The following is an 18794-nucleotide window of genomic DNA, read 5'->3' as shown; positions in this document are numbered from 1 at the left end:
TTCATTCATGCAGAAACAACCGGCGCTGTTCAGTAAGTGCGGCGCCGACAGGGGAGGACACCCATGCTGGGACAGATGATGACGCAGCCCTTGCTGATTTCGTCACTGATAGAACATGCCGAAAAATACCATGGTCAGACCGAGGTATGGTCGGTTGAAACCGACAACACGATAACCCAGACCAACTGGGCGGAAATCTCGCGGAATGCTCGGCGAATGGGGTCTGCGCTGGCGAATCTTGGGCTGGAGCCGCAGGACCGTGTTGGAACGATCGCATGGAATAATCGCCGCCACCTTGAAGTATATTACGCGGCCTCCAGTGCGGGCTTTGTCTGCCACACGATCAACCCGCGTCTTTTCCCCGAACAACTCACCTACATCATCAATCATGCTGAAGACAGGGTGCTGTTCTTTGACGCGACCTTTGTTCCGCTGATCGCCGCGCTCAAAGACAAGCTGACCGCGGTCCGTCATTTTGTACTGATGGGGCCACGAGATGAGGCCGCGTTGTCTCAGATGCCTGGCCTGTTGTTCTATGATGAATTGATCGAAACAGGAGATGCGGATTTCGAATGGCCGGTCTTGGATGAAAACACGGCTTCCAGCTTGTGTTACACATCCGGTACGACCGGCAATCCTAAAGGCGTGTTGTATTCCCACCGATCTACGGTTTTGCACAGTTTTGCTTCGAATACGCGCGACGTGATCGGCTACTCGGCGATGGATGTCGTGCTGCCGGTTGTTCCGATGTTTCACGTCAACGCATGGGGTTCACCCTATGGGTGCGCCATGTCTGGCGCCCGAATGGTACTGCCGGGGCCGGACCTGCATGGCGAAGCTCTGGTCAATTTGATCGATACCTACCATGTCACGCTGGCGATGGGTGTTCCGACGATCTGGCAGGGACTTTTGGCCCATGCGGAAAAATCGGGCAGTAAATTGGAAAGCCTTGAGCGCACAGTAATTGGCGGATCGGCATGTCCACCATCGATGATCGAAACCTTCCGTGAAACCTATGGCGTCGATACCGTCCACGCCTGGGGGATGAGCGAGATGAGCCCCCTTGGCACAGCCAACATTCCCTTGGCCAAGCATCGGAATCTGACCACCGAAGATCAGCACAGGTTGCGCGAAAATCAGGGCAGGCCGCCTTATGGTGTCGAGCTGAAAATCGTTGATGACGACGGAAAGGACTTGCCCAATGACGGGGTGACTCAGGGCGATCTGATGGTGCGCGGGCATTGGGTTCTGGACAGCTATTTCCATATGCAGGACCAACCCTTGTTGCAGGATGGTTGGTTCGCCACGGGCGATGTCGCAACCCTTGATCCGGATGGGTACATGACCATCCGCGATCGTTCCAAAGACATCATCAAATCCGGGGGTGAATGGATCAGTTCGGTTGAGTTGGAAAACATTGCTGTGGCGCATCCCAAACTGGCAACTGCAGCCGTCGTTGGAGTGCCTCATCCGAAATGGGATGAACGGCCATTGCTTGTCGCTGTCAAAGCAGAAGGCGAGGACCCAACCCAAGAAGAGCTTTTAACATTTTTCGAAGGAAAAATCGCGAGTTGGCAGGTGCCTGACAAGGTCGTGTTTGTGGATGCACTGCCGCTGAACGCCACGGGCAAGGTCTTGAAACGCAATTTGCGGGCTGAGTTCTCAGACGTGCTTTCCGACTGAGAAAACGGCAACAGACGGCACAAATGGTCCGATTTGAGGACGAGGGGAAATGGCTCCGGCGGTAGGGATCGAACCTACGACCAATTGATTAACAGTCAACTGCTCTACCGCTGAGCTACGCCGGAACGGTTCGCGCCGTATAGCAACCAGAATATCGGTCGTCCAGAGGGGTGATAAAGTTTTTTCGACGAAAAAACTCACCCGTCTGTAGCGGCATAGAATGGCGCTTACATTGTGTCATTTTGTTAGTGAAAATTGGCTCCGGCGGTAGGGATCGAACCTACGACCAATTGATTAACAGTCAACTGCTCTACCGCTGAGCTACGCCGGAACTGCGGGCCGTATAACAATCCGACATTTTCCCGTCCAGAGGGGAATGACGCGAAAACAATAATTTTTTTCAGCATCAGTCAGCTACGCTGAATTCAGCCGTTATCGAAATCTCGCCGGCCGGTGATACGCGGGATTTTTCGGCAAGATCAACCAGATGCGCAAACACGTTGCGCTCTGCGGCAGGCAGCAGGCGGGGCGGAGTGTCCGTATAGATTCGCTCGGCCAGGTTCCGTGCAGTGCCGGGTTGATCGGTTAACGCGGTCAGTATCTGTGCCTCGCGGCTCTGGCGGTGTTGGATCAGCCAGTCCAGACGCCCAGCGGGATCTGTAACAGGTGCTCCATGACCGGGATGGAACACGGACCAGTTTCGCGCGCGCAGCTTGCGGCATGCCGACATAAAGTCGGTCAAGTCGCCGTCAGGAGGCGATACAAGCGAACTGGCCCAGCCCATTACATGGTCTGCGGTGAAACAGATGTCATTCCATGCAAGTGCGATATGGTTCCCCAGATGCCCCGGAGTATGAATCACCTCCAGGGTCCAGCCGTCGCCGTCGATCATCTGGCCATCCTCAACTTCGATATCAGGGCAAAAGGCCCGGTCAATCCCTTCACCACCCCCGGTGAGGCCCCGCGCTGCCAAGCGTGTCATGACCGCACTACGCCCCGCTTCCGGCCCTCCGAAGGCAAGGACCGGCGCACCGGTTTTTGCCGACAAAGGAGCAGCCAGCGGTGAGTGGTCCAGATGGCTGTGGGAAACGATGATGTGACTGATTCTCTGCTCCGGTTTCAGCGCATCCAGAATCGCCTGCAGATGACGATCATCCGCCGGGCCGGGATCGATAACCGCTACGTCGCGGCGACCCAGAATGTACGTGTTTGTACCACGATAAGTCATGGGTGAGGGGTTTGGCGCAACAACCCTCAGCAGATCATCGTCAAGCTGGAACGGGATGCCAACGGGCGGATCGAATTCATCGGGCGGTAGCATCTTGGCCTCTTTCTCTTGCCGGGGTGCAGGGTTAGGCTTAGCGCATGTCCTTCCGTTGGCTCAAACCTTATATGCCCCGCAGCCTTTATGCCCGCGCAGCGATCATTCTGGCACTGCCTATGATTGTTGTTCTGCTGGTCGTTGCGATCGCGTTTCTGCAACGTCATCTGGAAGACGTTACCACTCAGATGACGCGGACTGCGTCGCGTGAAATTGGATTTGTGACACAAGTCATGCAGTCGGCCGAAACTCAGCAGCAGGCGTTGGCCGCAGCTCGGCCGATTCTGGCGGCGCTTGAAATGAGGGCCGTTTTTCTCAACCAAAATGAAAAGCCAACTGTTGCGTCGCGCCGGTGGTACGACTTCATTGCGCCACTGATTGTTACGCAATTGCAAGGGTGGCTGCCTGATGTTGCGGCGGTATCGTTGCCAAGCAGTCGTGAGGCGCGAGTTTATCTGAACACTAATCTTGGCGTTCTTGAGCTGACGTTTGATCGCAGGCGTTTGTCACCTGCCGCTCCGCATCAATTGATCGTCACGATGGTGTTCTTTGCCGTACTCATGACGTCGATATCCTTCCTCTATATGCGCAATCAGCTGCGCCCGATCACAAAGCTGGCCGAAGTGGCGCAGGCCTTTGGGCGTGGCCGGGTGGTTCCATATTCGCCCGGCGGAGCGATTGAGGTACGTGCCGCAGGCAGTGCCTTTCTCAACATGCGCGCGCGCATAGAGCGGCAAATCGAACAGCGGACGCTGATGCTGTCTGGTGTCAGTCATGACCTGCGAACGCCACTCACCCGGTTAAAATTGGGTCTTTCCATGCTGCCAGCGGAAGACGCCAAGCCGTTGCTGCAGGACGTGGATGAAATGCAGTCTTTGCTGGATGCGTTCCTTGATTTCTCGCGGGGTGCCGCAGAAGGGGCGCCCGAAGCGGTGAAACCAGCCGTTTTGCTGCGCCAGATCGTAGAGGATGCAAAGCGGGCAGGGCGGGTTGTGGAACTGGTGCCAACCGAGGAGCAGGGAGAGGTCATGCTACGCCCTGTGGCGATTCGGCGCGCAGTTGAAAACCTGATCGGAAACGCCGTGAGATACGGGACACGGGCCCGGGTCAGTCTTGTGATGACACCAAAATCAATGCGCATTCGTGTCGAGGATGACGGGCCGGGGATTCCGCCGGAACAAAGAACCGAAGCCGTCAAACCGTTTTCCCGGCTGGATCCCGCACGCAACCAGAATCAAGGGAGTGGAGTGGGGCTTGGGCTTGCCATCGTGGCAGATATCGCCCGCGCACATGGAGGGGCCTTGCGTCTTGGCGTAAGCGAGGAGCTTGGAGGTCTGTGCGTAGACATTGTTATCGGTCGATAACAATGGGTTCTAGCTGAACATTATCTAAAGAACGTACAGGAGATTGAGATGCCCCGGCCTGTTCAGGCCGGGGCAATCCGAACTTAAAGACCTGGAATTTTCGCGGCAACGCCGCGGGTTCCGAATGTAGTGCCGCGTGATGCGCCCAGATTGATACGGACGCCCACACCGACATATGTTTCGTTGGTGCTGCCGTTTCCAATGGCGTAGCGGGCATTGCCAACTTCGCCATAGACCTTGGCATTGGGGCTCAGATCGTAGTCGGCGCCAATCGACAGCGTGCTGATGTCAAGCGCGCCCTCAATATTGTCCACCAAATCGTAGTTCAGCGAAAGTTCCCAGCTATCGGTTACGTAGCTGTTAACAGAAATCCCGAAAATGGTCCCATTGGCGTTGTTGACGACATCCACATCCTGTCGGCCAAGATACCCTTCGATATCTACCTGACCGGCATCATACCCGCCTTCGATACCAAAGAACCGGAAATCTTCGGAAATGAAACCGTTGGTTGCTGGCAGATTTTCCTGACCATAGAAAACCCCCAAAGAGCCGTTCGGGCTAACGTGAAAAACACCATGCAAGGTGGCGTTCGTTACGGTTTCATCAAGGGTGTCGAAACGGTAGGCGCCAAGGTCCAGCTGCAGCCCGACGCTGCGCGAAAAGGCAATTTCACCCGCTCCGTTCAGGTTGTATCGCTGAAAGTCGGTCTGGTCGGTCAGGCCCGAGTAACCAAGATCAACGTAACCTCCGGTAACTTCTACCGCCTGTGCCGCACCAGCGTAAATTCCGGCGGTCAATGCGCCGAATACAAAAAGATTTTTCAATGTCCTGCTCCGTCTTCTTTTTTACGACCGCCCATTCCAAGGAGCGATGCGTTGATTGTCAGTATCGCGATCCTGCGCGTTAGGGTAGAATCCGGTGTGTGAATTTTTAGACTGTGACTATGCAGGCACATGTTTCCGGGTAACCCTCAGAATGGTTGGGAACAACCGATTGGACCCTCTACCAATGCACTATTCGATTATCCTGGGAATTTTGTATTATGCAAAGGCGGCCCGAGAGCCTGAGCAAACATTCGTGTAACCCATCTGAGCAGAGGATCCAGGATGCCCCAGTACAATGACGTGTTCGAGTTGTCGGTTGAAGACATGGATTTGATCGAACTGGCGCTGAGGCAGGCGTCTGCCTCATTCTCGCAGGAACAGATGGGTGAATCGGACGAAGCGAATGCTGATCGTCAGGACACCATTAGACGTATACACGATCTGTTGGGGCGCCTGCATGACCAGAAGATTTTTTACCGACCCAAAGATGGGGTTTATGTCGGAGGGTAGGCGCGTTGCCGTGATACAACCCGACCGCCCGAGCCAGCTTACAGCCGTGGACAGGGTCTGATCGGATGGTTTGATTTTTATGCCGTCCGAAACAAGTTTATGATTTTTATTTGGTCGAACCCATAACGCATTGAAATTGTGTTTAATATTCAAGGCTGTCACCGGCGCTCGGAGGCTGACCTACCCGGCGGGTCGGGTGATCTCGTATCGTTACTTGGAACAAATGCGGATTTTGGTAGGCCCGGAGGGACTCGAACCCCCAACCAAAGCGTTATGAGCGCTCTGCTCTAACCAATTGAGCTACAGGCCCGCCTGAGCGCCTTGGGTATCACGCTTGTCGTCCGCGTCAAGCCTGACCGTTGCATGAAAGGCCACAATCGACTAACCCGCGCAAAAGCAATCATGAGGGATTTGCCATGACAGCAGGCAAGAACGGCATGACCTATGCCGATGCAGGCGTGGATATTGATGCAGGAAACGCCTTGGTGGATCGGATCAAGCCAGCCGCCAAGCGGACCAACAGGCCCGGAGTGATGAGTGGTCTGGGTGGGTTTGGCGCATTGTTCGACCTTAAGGGGGCAGGCTATCAGGATCCGATTCTCGTGGGTGCCACGGATGGAGTCGGAACCAAATTGCGGATCGCCATCGATACGGGCGTTGTTGATGGCGTTGGTGTCGATCTTGTTGCCATGTGTGTCAATGATCTGATCTGTCAGGGCGCCGAGCCGCTGTTTTTCCTGGATTATTTTGCGACCGGCAAGCTGGAAACTGAAACGGCGGCACGGATCATCGAGGGGATTGCAGAAGGGTGCGTACAATCTGGATGCGCTCTGATCGGTGGTGAGACTGCTGAAATGCCCGGTATGTATCCCGAAGGTGATTTCGATCTGGCCGGGTTTGCGGTTGGAGCCATGGAAAGGGATGCTCATCTGCCTGCGGATGTTCAGGAAGGCGATGTTCTTTTGGGGCTTGCCTCGAACGGTGTTCATTCGAATGGTTACTCCTTGGTGCGCCGTCTGGTTGAACATTCCGGTCTGGAGTGGGATTCGCCGTCGCCCTTTGGCGAGGGCCTTTTGGGCGAGGCTCTGCTGACTCCGACTCGGCTGTATGTGAAACAGGCGCTGGCCGCGATCCGTTCCGGTGGGGTACATGCCCTTGCCCACATTACTGGTGGAGGGCTGACTGAAAACCTGCCGCGTGTTCTGCCTGAGGAACTGGGTGCACGGATCGACCTGAATGCCTGGGATCTTCCGCCGGTCTTCAAATGGATGTCCGAAGTTGGTGGAATTGCCGAAGCGGAAATGCTTAAGACCTTCAACTGTGGGATTGGCATGATTGTGGTGTGCGCTTCCGACCAAGCCGAAGAACTGGCGAACACACTGCGTGAAGCCGGTGAAACCGTGTACCGGATCGGCAGTGTCACCAATAAGCCGGGCGTGGAATACTCGGGCACTCTGTCGTGACCAAAAAACGCGTTGCGATCCTGCTTTCGGGTGGCGGTTCAAATATGGTGTCGCTGGTCGACAGCATGACTGGCGATCACCCGGCACGCCCCTGTCTGGTTTTGTCCAACGATCCTCAGGCGGGCGGGTTGAAGAAGGCCGCCGCCCGAGGAATTCCTACTGCGGCAGTCGAACATCAGCCATTTCGCGGTGATCGTTCAGCGTTTGAGGCTGAATTGCTGAAGCCATTGCTGGCGGCAGAACCAGATATCGTCTGTCTTGCTGGATTCATGCGTGTTCTCACCGGAGACTTCGTTTCGCGGTTTCAGGGCAGGATGTTGAACATTCACCCGTCGCTTCTGCCCAAGTACAAAGGGTTGAACACGCATGCTCGCGCGATTGAGGCCGGTGACAGGGTACATGGTTGCACCGTGCATGAGGTGACGGCGGCCCTTGATGACGGTCCTATTCTTGGGCAGGCGAAAGTACCTGTCGAAGTGGACGATACACCGGAAACGTTGGCCGCGCGGGTTCTGTCGTGGGAACACCAGCTTTATCCCGCCGTATTGCAAAGGTATGCGGAAGGTAACAGGTCTCCGGTTCTGTTACCCTGAAAGCCCGACGGTGATTTACACGCATGTGTTTATCGGCCTATGTTCACCGGGATCGCTCGGAACGAGGACAGGTTTATCGGGCAGTAACAAGAACAAGAGCAAGACCTAGCACAGCGCATGAGAACCCTGAAAACGACGCAAGAGCTGGCCGAATTTTGCAAGGCCGCTGCCGCATATCCCTATATCACTGTAGACACCGAGTTTCTGCGTGAGCGGACGTATTATTCCAAACTGTGTCTGGTTCAGTTGGCGGTACCTTCGGACGACAAGGACAGTGCCGTTTTGGTTGACCCGTTGGTTGAAGGCATGTCGCTTGAACCATTGTATGATCTGTTCCGCGATGAAAACGTGGTCAAGGTCTTTCACGCGGCCCGGCAGGATCTGGAGATTTTCTGGGTCGAAGCGGGCATCTTTCCTAAACCGCTTTTCGACACTCAGGTCGCGGCCATGGTCTGTGGGTTTGGTGAGCAGGTGGGCTATGAGACGCTTGTGCGTAAGATTTGCAAGCAGGGTCTCGATAAGACGTCCCGTTTTACCGACTGGTCACGCCGCCCGCTGACCGATGCGCAAAAGACTTATGCACTGGCGGATGTGACACATCTGAGAAAAATCTATGAATATCTGGCGGATGAGCTGGCTAAGACCAACCGTAGCCACTGGGTCGCTGAAGAGTTGCAGGTGCTAACCGGCGCCGAAACCTATGATATTCGCCCCGAAGACGCGTGGCGCAGGGTCAAGACCCGCACCAATTCCGCAAAATTTCTGGCGGTTGTTCGCGAGTTGGCGCAATTCCGTGAGGCATATGCGCAACAAAACAACGTCCCGCGCAGCCGGGTCTTCAAAGATGACGCGCTTATCGAACTGGCGTCAACTAAGCCCAAATCGCCTTCGGATTTGGGCGGTTCCCGTTTGTTGCTGCGTGAGGCCCGTAAGGGTGCAATCGCCGAAGGGATTCTGGCGGCAGTCAAGCGCGGTGTGAATTGCCCGCCCGAGGACATGCCCAAACCGGATAACAGCCGGGAAAAGCTGAAGGTCAATCCTGCGCTGGCAGATCTATTGCGTGTTTTGCTGAAGTCGAAAACCGAAAGTTCCGGAGTGGCCGCCAAGTTGATTGCTACCAGTTCGGATCTGGATCTGATTGCTGCAGGTGAACGTGAAGTGCCCGCCATGTCCGGTTGGCGCTATGAAGTGTTCGGACAGGACGCGCTGCGGCTGTGTGAGGGCAAGATCGCACTGGCGGCCAAAGGGCAATCAGTCAACGTCGTTTCGCTCTGACCGCAGGTTTCAGCGTCTTCTGGTATCAAGCGTGTTTTGCTGCCCGATGACCCGGACCAGACGCACGCCCTGTAAGTCCTGATTGCTGATATCCACCGCCTCGACAATTGTCCGCGAACGTTCCGGCCCTTGGGGCGTCGGACCTTCGGGATAAACGACGCGGAAGGTATAGGCCAAAATACCGTTCTTGGTGTTTTCTTCGGATATGACCGGCCGCAATTCCGCGTTGAATGCACCCTGACGGGAGGCAATCCCCTCAACATAGATGATCGCACCGGTCGAGGTCGGATCAACACGCAATTCGCTGATGACCGCAATCGGTACGCTGAGGTCCGGGCGATCGGGGCGTGAGAGCAATCCTGTACCGCTTCTCTGCGGCACCAGAGCCGTGGCGGCGTCGGTTGTCGGTGCAGTTGTCGCAGATTTGGATTTTCTTGAATTTCCGCAAGCAGACAGGGCCAACGCGGTAACCAGAAGTACGGATAGAGTTTTTTTCATGAGACCCGGCGATCTGAGTGGATTGTCTTGCAATGGGTTAGCCCATCTCGCACGTCTTGAAAAGCCACCGCAGGACTGGACACGCCCTGTGCGGCGTCATAGTTCACTATCGTGAACCGCAACAAAAGGATCGCTGCATGGCAAGTCCCGCCTTTGAAGAAATCGTCGAAGATTTCGAATTCCTGGAAGATTGGGAAGACCGCTATCGCTATGTGATCGAACAGGGCAAGGCGATGGAGCCGCTGGACGACGCGCTAAAGGTTCCGGCAACCAAGGTTCATGGTTGTGCGAGTCAGGTCTGGCTGCATCCAATGATTGACGGCGGTACGTTCCGGTTCGACGGCGACAGTGACGCAATGATCGTGCGGGGTTTGATTGCGGTTTTGCGAGCGCTCTACAATGGGTTGCCGGTCGATGGAGTGCCCAAAGTCGACGCACGGGCAGAAATGGCAAGACTCGGCCTGAATGACCACCTGTCATCTCAGCGTTCAAACGGTTTGCGCGCGATGATTGAGCGGATTCGGGACGTCGCGGCCGAGCACGCCTGAGCTGGCAGGGAAACGTTCAGGAATTCGCGGGGGCGACTGCCCATTCTTCCAGTGTTTTGGCCAAGTCGCCGTATCCGGTAAATCGGCGCTCGAAAGACAGGCCCATTTTGTCAGCGCATTCACGGGCACGTTCGGTCAGTTTCGGGTCATCGGTCTGAGCTTGATACACCAGCTTGGTGTAGTTTCCGAAATACATGTCCCGCAACTCGGGGTGTCGATCCAGGCCTAGTGGCTTCCACACGAATGCATCGAACTGCCGGGCCAGAAAGTCCGTCAAATAGAATGCTGTCGTCTCATCCTCACCATGTTCGGCAAAGATGTCATTGCCTTCGAAAAACGAATAGCAATGCGGCCCCTTTACCATTTCAACACCCAAACGATCGCAGGCTTGTTGCAACAGGCCACCGGTTCCGCAGTCGGCGTAAACCACAAAGATCCGGTCAAACTTTCCGCGATGTTTTTCAACGGATTCCTCAACAGCCTGCGTAATTTTTTCCGGATGGACATGAAGGATTGCGGGTAGGCATGTCAAAGATAGATGGTTCCAACCATTGCGATTCTTCAGGTCAAGAATCTCTCTGGCCAACGCGCCGCAAGCTATCAGCAATATGCGCCCGTTGTCGTTTCCGGGCGCGAGACCTTTGTCGGTCAGGCTTTCGTCATCCGGCAATTGCTGTTGGGTCATTCGATTGCCTCCGTCAGGTTCCGGTCCAGAAAATCGTGGAACGCGGTCCGAAACAACACCGCAGCCGACGTCACATATCCGTCCCGCGACATAAACGGGAACCGCCGAAAGCCGTCGTTTGATTGCATAGTAAATAGAGCGCCGGAGTCGTTGGTGCAAATTTCAAACAAAAAAACCCCACCGTTTTGGTGGGGTTTGATTTTTCGGGTTGGTGAATTTAACCGGCCAACTGATTGTGTTTGCGTGACACAAAATCCTTTGCCGTTTCCACGGCAACCGCAGCATCGCGGCAATAGGCGTCGGCACCAATGGCCTTGCCGAACTCTTCGTTCAGCGGAGCACCGCCAACCAGGACGATATAGTTGTCGCGTACGCCTTGCTCGACCATGGTGTCGATCACGACCTTCATATAAGGCATGGTGGTCGTCAGCAGAGCCGACATGCCCAGAATGTCAGGCTGTTCGTTTTCCAGCGCCTCAAGGTAGTTTTCGACCGGGTTGTTGATGCCCAGATCGACCACTTCAAAGCCTGCGCCTTCCATCATCATCGACACAAGGTTCTTGCCGATATCGTGGATGTCGCCCTTTACGGTGCCAATCACCATCTTGCCAACGCGCGGTGCGCCGGTTTCGGCCAGCAACGGCTTGAGGATGGTCATGCCGCCTTTCATTGCGTTCGCGGCCAGCAGCACTTCGGGAACGAACAGAATGCCGTCGCGGAAATCGTGCCCCACGATGGTCATGCCGCCCACCAGTGCCTTGGTGAGGATGTCGTAAGGGGTCCATCCGCGTTCCAGCAGGATGTTCACACCTTCTTCAATCTCTTCCTTGAGACCGTCATAAAGGTCGTCAAACATCTGTTCGACGAGTTCCTCGTCGTTCAGTTCCGACAGGACGATGTCTTCTTCATCCGACATGAGTCGTTTCCCTGAGCTGTAAGGGGCCGCGGCCCGCAGTGGCAATTTTTTCCGTTTTGGCCATTTCGCCGCAGTTCGACTGCGTTGATTGCGACGTCGCCAGTTCTGCAACCGACCTATAGGTCAGATTTTACCCCGACTCGACAGAATTTTCCGCATGATCTTGTTTCATTGTGCTCACATCAGCATTGCCGGACGCTGGCTGACCATCGAAATCTGCGCCTGAGTATTGTGAATGTTCCTGTAATGTTCTATTTTTTGATATGGAATCTCGCTGGAACAGAGAAAACGTGCACAGAACTGTAAAGGGCAGGGGAGCTGTATCCAATGACACGCCCAGATTCGAGCGTTTTGTGACGACGTTTACGGATGACGGCTGGGATATCATCGAAGATGCTCCTTTGCTTCGAACGCAGGTTCGCGATGAAATTGCGCGCAGTGTGATCTCCTACAATCGTTCGCCGGATTTGCCATTCGATCGCTCAATCAATCCATACCGCGGTTGCGAGCATGGCTGCGTTTACTGCTTTGCGCGCCCGACGCACGCTTATCTGGGATTGTCTCCTGGATTGGACTTCGAAACCCGCCTGATCGCGCGTCCGAACGCAGCCGAGTTGTTGCGCAAAGAGTTGTCCCGACGATCATACAAGGTCGCTCCGCTGGCTTTGGGTACAAACACGGATCCATATCAGCCAATCGAAAAAGATCGTATGATCACAAGGTCTTGCCTGAACGTTCTGGCCGAATTCAGGCATCCGCTGGCAATCGTCACCAAAGGCGCCCTGGTCGAGCGCGATCTCGATATTCTTGCCCCCATGGCCGAACAGGGGCTGGTACGCGTGGGTATTTCACTCACGACATTGGATGCAGAGCTGTCGCGCAGTATGGAACCACGCGCCCCTGCACCCGAAAGGCGTCTACGTGTTATTGAGCGTTTGACCGAGGCTGGCGTACCGGTGCGCATCATGACCTCGCCGATCGTACCGGGCTTGACGGACCATGAACTTGAAAACCTGTTGCAGGCGGGCAAACAGGCGGGGGCGGACTCAGCGAGCTGGATCATGTTGCGTCTACCGCGCGAGGTCTCGCAGCTTTGGCAGGAGTGGTTGGCAGATCACCAGCCGGCACGTGCAGAGAAAGTCATGAGTCGCCTTCGCGAAATGCACGGCGGACGCGACTATGACCCACGTTGGGGCCACAGGATGCGGGGTGAGGGGGTCTTTGCCGAAATGATCGCAAAACGGTTCAAGGCGGCGGTGAAACGGCTTGATCTTGCAACCGAAACTCAACCTTTGCGATGTGATTTGTTTGGCTGTCCCGCTCAGGCAGGCGATCAACTCTCGTTGTTCTGAAACGAAACAAGCCCCGGAGTTTTCCGGGGCTTGTACATAGGGCGCGCTACCAAGTTCAGCGGTTTTCGATGTCCACATAATCGCGGGTCGTTTCGCCAAGGTACAACTGGCGAGGACGGCCGATTTTGTTCTGAGGATCGGCGATCATCTCTTTCCACTGGCTGATCCAGCCCACGGTGCGCGACAGCGCAAAGATCGGTGTAAACATCGAAGTCGGGAAGCCCATCGCCTCCATTACGATTCCCGAGTAGAAATCCACGTTCGGGAACAGCTTTTTCTCGATGAAGTACGGGTCTTCCAGAGCCTGTTTTTCGAGGGCTTTCGCAACCTGAAGCTTTGGATTGTTTTCAACGCCAAGTAGATCCAGAACTTCGTCCGCCGATTGCTTCATCACGGTCGCGCGTGGGTCAAAGTTTTTATAAACCCTGTGACCGAAACCCATCAGGCGGAAAGGATCGTTCGGGTCTTTGGCGCGAGCGATGAATTCTGGGATGCGGTCGACTGTCCCGATTTCCTCCAGCATTTCCAGACACGCCTGGTTTGCACCGCCATGCGCAGGACCCCACAGACAGGCGATGCCAGCAGCGATACAGGCAAATGGGTTTGCACCCGACGAAGAGGCAAGCCGCACAGTCGATGTCGAGGCGTTCTGTTCGTGATCGGCCTGCAGCATGAAAATCCGGTCCATGGCGCGGGCCAGGATCGGGTTGACTTCATAGTCTTCGGCCGGAACGGCAAAGCACATGCTCAGGAAGTTCGATGCATAGTCCAGGTCGTTGCGCGGGTAAACGAAGGGCTGGCCGATATGATACTTATAGGCCCATGCCGCAATCGTCGGCATCTTGGCGATCAGACGGTGCGAAGCAATCTCACGCTGGCGCGGGTCCGAGATATCGGTTGAGTCGTGATAAAATGCCGACATTGCGCCAACAACGCCAACCATGATGGCCATTGGGTGCGCGTCACGGCGGAAACCGCGATAGAAATACTGCATCTGTTCATGCAGCATCGTGTGGCGGGTGATCGTGGTTTCAAATTTTTCCAGATCCTGAGCAGCCGGAAGTTCTCCGTAAAGCAACAGATAGCTGAGTTCCAGAAAGTGCGATTTTCCGGCGAGTTGCTCGATCGGATAGCCGCGATGCAACAGCTCACCCTTTTCTCCGTCGATGAAGGTGATGGTGCTGTCACAGCTTGCGGTTGAGGTGAAGCCGGGATCGTAGGTGAACACGCCCGCCTGACCATAAAGCTTGCGAATGTCGATTACATCCGGGCCGGCGGTCGGGGAAAAAACCGGCAACTCGTAGCTTTCGCCATGGACAGACAATGTGGCTGTTTTTTGGCTATCGGTCATGGTTGTCCCTTTCTCATTCATGCGTATGTCGGTTCGCTGTCCGACATTACGGGCAACGGCTGCGCGTAGCCGCGCAGTCCGGGTCATAGCGGAGCAGCGTTACCTGAATGTGAAGCCAGGATTAACCCGCTGCATCGGAAAGCCGCGCCAGGGTTTCTTCTTTCCCCAACACAAGCATCATGTCAAAGACCGAAGGGGTCACTGCCCGACCTGCCAGTGCGGCCCTCAGTGGACCAGCCAGCTTGCCAAACTTCAGCCCTTTCGTTTCGGCGAACGTGTTAAGGGCTGCCTCCAGTTCGTCTCGTGACCAGCTAGCATTTTGCACGTGCGGCGTCAATTCGTTCAGTATACCATCGGATACAGAAGTGAGCGCTTTTTGTGCTTTCTCATCAGGTTCAACAGGTCGCGATGTCAGCACAAAATGCGCTTTTTCAAGCAGTTCCGGGAAAGTTCGGGCGCGATCCTTGAGGCAATACATCGCACGTTCCAAATCACCGGATTGTGCACTTGTGAGAGGCGCTAGTTTCGCTGCGTCCAGATACTCTTCGATTTCACGCCGCAATGCAGCATCATCGCCGATGGCAATGTGCTGACCGCACAGATTTTCTAGTTTTTTCAGATCAAACCGGGCCGGGCTTTTGCCGATTCCGTCAACGTCGAACCACTCCAGCGCCTGTGCGTCCGTAAAGAATTCGTCGTCACCATGACTCCAGCCCAGCCGCGCCAAATAATTGCGCATGCCTGCCGCCGGATAGCCCATGGCCTGATATTCCTGCGCACCCAGCGCGCCGTGGCGTTTACTGAGCTTTTTGCCGTCTGGCCCGTGGATCAACGGGATGTGGGCCCAGACCGGGACATCCCAACCCATTGCTTCATAGATCATCATCTGCCGCGCGGCATTGTTTAGATGATCATCACCGCGGATCACATGGGTTACCCCCATGTCATGATCGTCCACAACCACGGCAAGCATATAGACCGGCGTTCCGTCCGAGCGGAGCAGCACCATATCGTCCAGTTGGTCGTTCCGGATGGTCACGTCCCCCTGTACCTGATCTCGGATCACGGTGGTTCCGTCTTGCGGCGCCTTTATCCGGATCACGAATGGCGCATTTGGGTGGTCGGCTGGATCGGCCTCCCGCCAGGGGCTGCGGAACAAAGTCGACTTGCCTTCGGCCCGCGCATTTTCGCGGAAGGCAGCAATCTCATCCTGTGTCGAAAAGCACTTGTAAGCCTTGCCGTCTGCCAACAGTTGGTTGGCGACCTCAGCATGACGTTCGGCCCCCTCGAACTGGCTGATGACCTCGCCATCGTGGTCCAGACCAAGCCATTCCATTCCCTGCAGGATCGCTGCTGTGGCTTCAGGTGTTGAACGTTCGCGATCAGTGTCCTCGATCCGCAGCAGGAACTTGCCGCCGCGCCCACGCGCGTAGAGCCAGTTGAACAGCGCGGTACGGGCACCACCGATGTGCAAAAAACCGGTGGGGGACGGGGCAAAACGGGTGACAACCTGATCGGACATTTTCTTGATTAACCTTTTGGTAACCACAGTGGGTATAGCGTTTCCGCCTGTCTAACGAGCCCGAAGGACGGGGGCAACCATGCGAGTTCTGACAGCGGTCGAGGCCGCGTTTCTGAACCAGCGCGGGCATCTGTTCTTGTGGTCTCCGATCTGCCTGGCAATTGGGATCGGTCTCTATTTTGCCTTGCGGTTCGAGCCTGGTCTGCAGATCTATGCCGCTCTTGTGGTGCTGTCCGCAGTGATGGCCGCAATGGGGCGCAGATTGCCTGAGGCCTGGGCGCCGTTGGCGTGGGGGATGGTGTTGATTGCTGCGGGTTTTGCTCTCGCAGGTTTTCGCACCCACAAGGTTGCAGAGCCGGTTCTGCAGTGGCGCTACTACGGCCCGGTCGAGGGGAGGGTCGTGTCACTGGACCGCTCTGCGTCGGATGCGCTGCGGGTCACACTGGATCAGGTGCGCCTCGGGGACGTGCCTGTGTATGACAGGCCCGCACGCATCCGGCTTTCGGTTCACGGCGAAAGTGTGCAGCTGGCGCCGGGCCAGCGCATTATGACAACTGCGCATCTGTCGCCGCCTCAAGGCCCGGTTGAACCCGGTGGTTTCGACTTTCGTCGCCATGCATGGTTTCAAAAGCTTGGGGCTGTTGGTTATTCGCGAAATCCTATCATGACCATTCATCCGCCAAGTGCGGGCCTTGGCGGTTTGCACGTGACTTCGCTGCGGTTCGCAATATCGGACAGGGTTCAATCCGAGCTGCCGGGTGATGTCGGGGGGTTTACAGCTGCCGTTACAACCGGTGACCGTAGCGCCATTGGCCAAGCCACACTTGAGAATCTCCGCGTATCAAATCTGGCGCATCTACTGGCCATTTCAGGTTTGCACATGGGCCTTTTGACCGGTTTCGTTTTTGTGGCCTGTCGTGTTTTGCTTTCCCTTGTTCCATTCTTGGCGTTGCGCCTGCCAGTGCGAAAGTTCGCGGCGGTTTGCGCGCTTGTGACCGCAACAGGGTATCTTCTTTTGTCTGGCGGCGCAGTTGCGACCGAACGTGCCTTTGTCATGGTATCTGTAATGCTGGGCGCCGTTCTGTTGGATCGCCGTGCCATTTCCTTGCGCGCGGTTGCAGTGGCCGGGATGATCATTCTTGTGCTGAGGCCTGAGTCGTTGCTGAGCCCGGGCTTCCAGATGTCGTTTGCAGCTACAACTGCATTGGTCGCCGTATTTGGAGGTATTCGGGACGCACAGATTCCCCTCGGACCGAAATGGCTCCGCCCAGCAACCGCATTGCTTCTTTCGTCGTTTATCGCGGGATTGGCCACGGCTCCAATCGGGGCGGCGCATTTCAATACAGTGTCGCACTATGGTCTGTTGGCGAACATCCTTTCGGTTCCGGTTATGGGGTCCGTGGTAATCCCGGCTGCGGTCATGGCCGCTTTGCTTGCACCTTTTGGTCTGGACTGGATTGCGTTGAACCTCATGGGGCTTGGACTTGGATGGATCTTAGGTGTCGCGGAATGGGTGTCCGGGTTGGATGGGGCGAGAGGGTTTGTACCAAGTCCGCCCAAATTTGTCCTACCCATGATCGCATCGGGCGCCCTGTGGTGTATTCTCTGGCGGGGACGGTCGAGGTGGTTCGGAATTGCCTTAATAATCTTCGCGATTTCGTTTTGGGGGCAGGGTGATCGACCGGAGGTGCTGGTGGCCGATACAGGCGGCCTTATTGGTGTGATGACCCAGAATGGCCGGGCTCTGAGTAAGGCAAAGGGCAGCGGCTTTGTCGCCACGGTCTGGCTTGAGAACGATGGCGACGGTGTTGACCAGTCTACGGCAGCATCAAGATGGCCCGTTGGCCAAAGCGGCGTGCGCCGCTATTCGTTGGGCGACAGAGAGCTAATTCACCTGGTTGGGAAACGCGATGCATCGGAATTTTTAGCATGTTCCGAAAATCAGATCGTCATCTCATCCATACCGGTAAAATTCACCGATTCATGCACGGTTTTTGATCCCGACGACCTGCAACAAACTGGCAGTCTGGCCTTTAAACACGGGAAGATCGCGACAAGCGCACAGGTCTCTGGTGTGCGCCTCTGGTCGCCCCGATTAGTTACGAGATGAACGGTTGAAGGTTCCTCAGTAGGTGCGGATCAGCCCGACCAGTCGACCCTGAACCTTGACCTTGTCTTCGGGCAATACACGGGTTTCATAAGCCGGGTTCGCAGCTTCGAGGGCGATTGCATTCCCGCGCCGGAAAAACCGTTTCAGGGTGGCCTCCTGATCTTCAACCAGCGCCACGACGATATCGCCATTATCTGCGACCGACGTTTCCTGAATCACAACGACATCACCGTCATTGATGCCTGCGTCAATCATCGAGTCACCGCGAACCTCAAGCGCATAGTGATCACCCTGACCGGAAATCATCGATCCGGGTACGGCCACGCGATGCGAAACATGGCTGATTGCTTCAATCGGAACACCGGCGGCGATACGGCCCATGACTGGCAATTCCATTGCATCAACTGTGACCGGTTCAAAATTGGCAGGCCGGGGCGCCGTGGGTTTGTCACCTTCAATCACACGCGGTTTGAAGCCTGCTGTAGGCTCTCCACCAAGGCTTTCCGGCAGTTTGACGATTTCGATAGCACGGGCGCGATGGGCGAGGCGGCGAATAAAGCCGCGTTCCTCCAGCGCGGTGATCAGGCGGTGGATGCCTGATTTCGAGCGCAAATCCAACGCGATCTTCATTTCGTCGAAACTGGGCGGAACTCCGTCCGCCTGAACGCGTTTGTGGATGAATTCCAGCAAATCCAATTGCTTCTTGGTTAGCATCGCTCACACCTCGTCGCTCATGCGTTTTCTTTTGTTCTACGCATGTTCACGTTTTGTGTCAACTG

Annotated in this window: 17 protein-coding genes and 3 tRNA genes; 9 read left to right on the top strand and 11 right to left on the bottom strand. The window is 55.7% G+C overall.

Features of this window, described 5'->3' with window-relative positions; translation table 11 throughout:
- The first annotated feature begins 63 nt into the window (after nucleotides 1-63).
- Nucleotides 64-1683, top strand: a complete 1620-nt coding sequence (locus ACR0NW_RS01015; RefSeq protein WP_480449389.1) for a long-chain-fatty-acid--CoA ligase — start codon at nucleotides 64-66, stop codon at nucleotides 1681-1683.
- A gap of 50 nt (nucleotides 1684-1733) precedes the next feature.
- Here the strand turns inward: ACR0NW_RS01015 and ACR0NW_RS01010 are convergent.
- The 3 genes from ACR0NW_RS01010 to ACR0NW_RS01000 all read right to left on the bottom strand — a co-directional run bounded on the left by ACR0NW_RS01010 (nucleotide 1734) and on the right by ACR0NW_RS01000 (nucleotide 3004).
- A tRNA-Asn gene (locus ACR0NW_RS01010) sits at nucleotides 1734-1808 on the bottom strand.
- A 131-nt stretch (nucleotides 1809-1939) separates the two neighbouring features.
- Nucleotides 1940-2014: transfer RNA gene (locus ACR0NW_RS01005), tRNA-Asn, on the bottom strand.
- Nucleotides 2015-2089: 75 nt separating this feature from the next.
- Nucleotides 2090-3004 (bottom strand): MBL fold metallo-hydrolase, encoded by a 915-nt coding sequence (locus ACR0NW_RS01000; RefSeq protein ID WP_480449391.1) that lies wholly within the window; start codon nucleotides 3002-3004, stop codon nucleotides 2090-2092.
- A gap of 44 nt (nucleotides 3005-3048) precedes the next feature.
- Here ACR0NW_RS01000 and ACR0NW_RS00995 point away from each other — a divergent pair, with 44 nt between their 5' ends.
- Nucleotides 3049-4368 (top strand): ATP-binding protein, encoded by a 1320-nt coding sequence (locus ACR0NW_RS00995; RefSeq protein WP_480449393.1) that lies wholly within the window; start codon nucleotides 3049-3051, stop codon nucleotides 4366-4368.
- Between the two features lie 83 nt (nucleotides 4369-4451).
- On the opposite strand, the gene ACR0NW_RS00990 is transcribed toward ACR0NW_RS00995, so the two are convergent.
- Complete coding sequence (locus ACR0NW_RS00990; RefSeq protein WP_480449395.1) at nucleotides 4452-5192, bottom strand: porin; 741 nt, start codon at nucleotides 5190-5192, stop codon at nucleotides 4452-4454.
- A 282-nt stretch (nucleotides 5193-5474) separates the two neighbouring features.
- Between ACR0NW_RS00990 and ACR0NW_RS00985 the strand changes: the two genes are divergently transcribed.
- The gene (locus tag ACR0NW_RS00985) at nucleotides 5475-5702 is read left to right on the top strand and encodes a hypothetical protein (RefSeq protein WP_170650094.1); all 228 of its coding nucleotides are present in this window, start codon (nucleotides 5475-5477) and stop codon (nucleotides 5700-5702) included.
- A 233-nt stretch (nucleotides 5703-5935) separates the two neighbouring features.
- Here the strand turns inward: ACR0NW_RS00985 and ACR0NW_RS00980 are convergent.
- Nucleotides 5936-6012 (bottom strand) — tRNA-Ile (locus ACR0NW_RS00980).
- 106 nt (nucleotides 6013-6118) lie between these two features.
- Between ACR0NW_RS00980 and purM the strand changes: the two genes are divergently transcribed.
- From purM to rnd, 3 genes are all read left to right on the top strand, one after another.
- Nucleotides 6119-7165 (top strand): phosphoribosylformylglycinamidine cyclo-ligase, encoded by a 1047-nt coding sequence (gene purM / locus ACR0NW_RS00975; protein ID WP_480449397.1) that lies wholly within the window; start codon nucleotides 6119-6121, stop codon nucleotides 7163-7165.
- Nucleotides 7162-7758 carry a phosphoribosylglycinamide formyltransferase gene (gene purN / locus ACR0NW_RS00970; RefSeq protein ID WP_480449399.1) on the top strand — a complete coding sequence of 199 codons (597 nt, stop codon included), beginning with the start codon at nucleotides 7162-7164 and terminating at the stop codon, nucleotides 7756-7758. Before purM ends, purN begins: the two co-directional genes overlap by 4 nt.
- Before the next feature lie 117 nt (nucleotides 7759-7875).
- Nucleotides 7876-9033, top strand: a complete 1158-nt coding sequence (rnd, locus tag ACR0NW_RS00965) for a ribonuclease D (RefSeq protein ID WP_170655795.1) — start codon at nucleotides 7876-7878, stop codon at nucleotides 9031-9033.
- A 9-nt stretch (nucleotides 9034-9042) separates the two neighbouring features.
- On the opposite strand, the gene ACR0NW_RS00960 is transcribed toward rnd, so the two are convergent.
- Entirely contained in the window at nucleotides 9043-9531 is a 489-nt protein-coding gene (locus ACR0NW_RS00960) for a hypothetical protein (RefSeq protein ID WP_480449401.1), read from the bottom strand.
- Nucleotides 9532-9668: 137 nt separating this feature from the next.
- On the opposite strand from ACR0NW_RS00960, the gene ACR0NW_RS00955 reads away from it, so the two are divergent.
- Nucleotides 9669-10079: a SufE family protein gene (locus ACR0NW_RS00955; protein ID WP_170655791.1), complete on the top strand. Its 411-nt coding sequence runs from the start codon at nucleotides 9669-9671 to the stop codon at nucleotides 10077-10079.
- Nucleotides 10080-10095: 16 nt separating this feature from the next.
- Here the strand turns inward: ACR0NW_RS00955 and ACR0NW_RS00950 are convergent, their stop codons facing one another.
- Both ACR0NW_RS00950 and ACR0NW_RS00945 read right to left on the bottom strand, forming a co-directional pair.
- On the bottom strand, nucleotides 10096-10764 hold the full coding sequence (locus tag ACR0NW_RS00950) for a DUF1638 domain-containing protein (protein WP_480449403.1): 669 nt from the start codon (nucleotides 10762-10764) through the stop codon (nucleotides 10096-10098).
- Nucleotides 10765-10981: 217 nt separating this feature from the next.
- Nucleotides 10982-11680 carry a corrinoid protein gene (locus ACR0NW_RS00945; RefSeq protein ID WP_480449405.1) on the bottom strand — a complete coding sequence of 233 codons (699 nt, stop codon included), beginning with the start codon at nucleotides 11678-11680 and terminating at the stop codon, nucleotides 10982-10984.
- Between the two features lie 263 nt (nucleotides 11681-11943).
- Between ACR0NW_RS00945 and ACR0NW_RS00940 the strand changes: the two genes are divergently transcribed.
- Nucleotides 11944-13032, top strand: coding sequence for a PA0069 family radical SAM protein (locus ACR0NW_RS00940; RefSeq protein ID WP_480449407.1), 1089 nt, complete (start codon nucleotides 11944-11946; stop codon nucleotides 13030-13032).
- 55 nt (nucleotides 13033-13087) lie between these two features.
- Here ACR0NW_RS00940 and gltA read toward each other — a convergent pair whose 3' ends face one another.
- Nucleotides 13088-14383, bottom strand: coding sequence for a citrate synthase (gene gltA, locus ACR0NW_RS00935; RefSeq protein WP_170655783.1), 1296 nt, complete (start codon nucleotides 14381-14383; stop codon nucleotides 13088-13090).
- A 121-nt stretch (nucleotides 14384-14504) separates the two neighbouring features.
- Nucleotides 14505-15905, bottom strand: coding sequence for a glutamate--tRNA ligase (gltX, locus tag ACR0NW_RS00930; RefSeq protein WP_480449409.1), 1401 nt, complete (start codon nucleotides 15903-15905; stop codon nucleotides 14505-14507).
- Nucleotides 15906-15984: 79 nt separating this feature from the next.
- On the opposite strand from gltX, the gene ACR0NW_RS00925 reads away from it, so the two are divergent.
- Nucleotides 15985-18015 (top strand): ComEC/Rec2 family competence protein, encoded by a 2031-nt coding sequence (locus tag ACR0NW_RS00925; protein WP_480449411.1) that lies wholly within the window; start codon nucleotides 15985-15987, stop codon nucleotides 18013-18015.
- Nucleotides 18016-18030: 15 nt separating this feature from the next.
- Here ACR0NW_RS00925 and lexA read toward each other — a convergent pair whose 3' ends face one another.
- The gene (gene lexA / locus ACR0NW_RS00920) at nucleotides 18031-18729 is read right to left on the bottom strand and encodes a transcriptional repressor LexA (protein ID WP_170655776.1); all 699 of its coding nucleotides are present in this window, start codon (nucleotides 18727-18729) and stop codon (nucleotides 18031-18033) included.
- Nucleotides 18730-18794 lie beyond the last annotated feature (65 nt).

Source organism: Ruegeria sp. CF5 (assembly GCF_056537325.1).
This window is presented reverse-complemented; position numbering and strand designations above follow the sequence as displayed.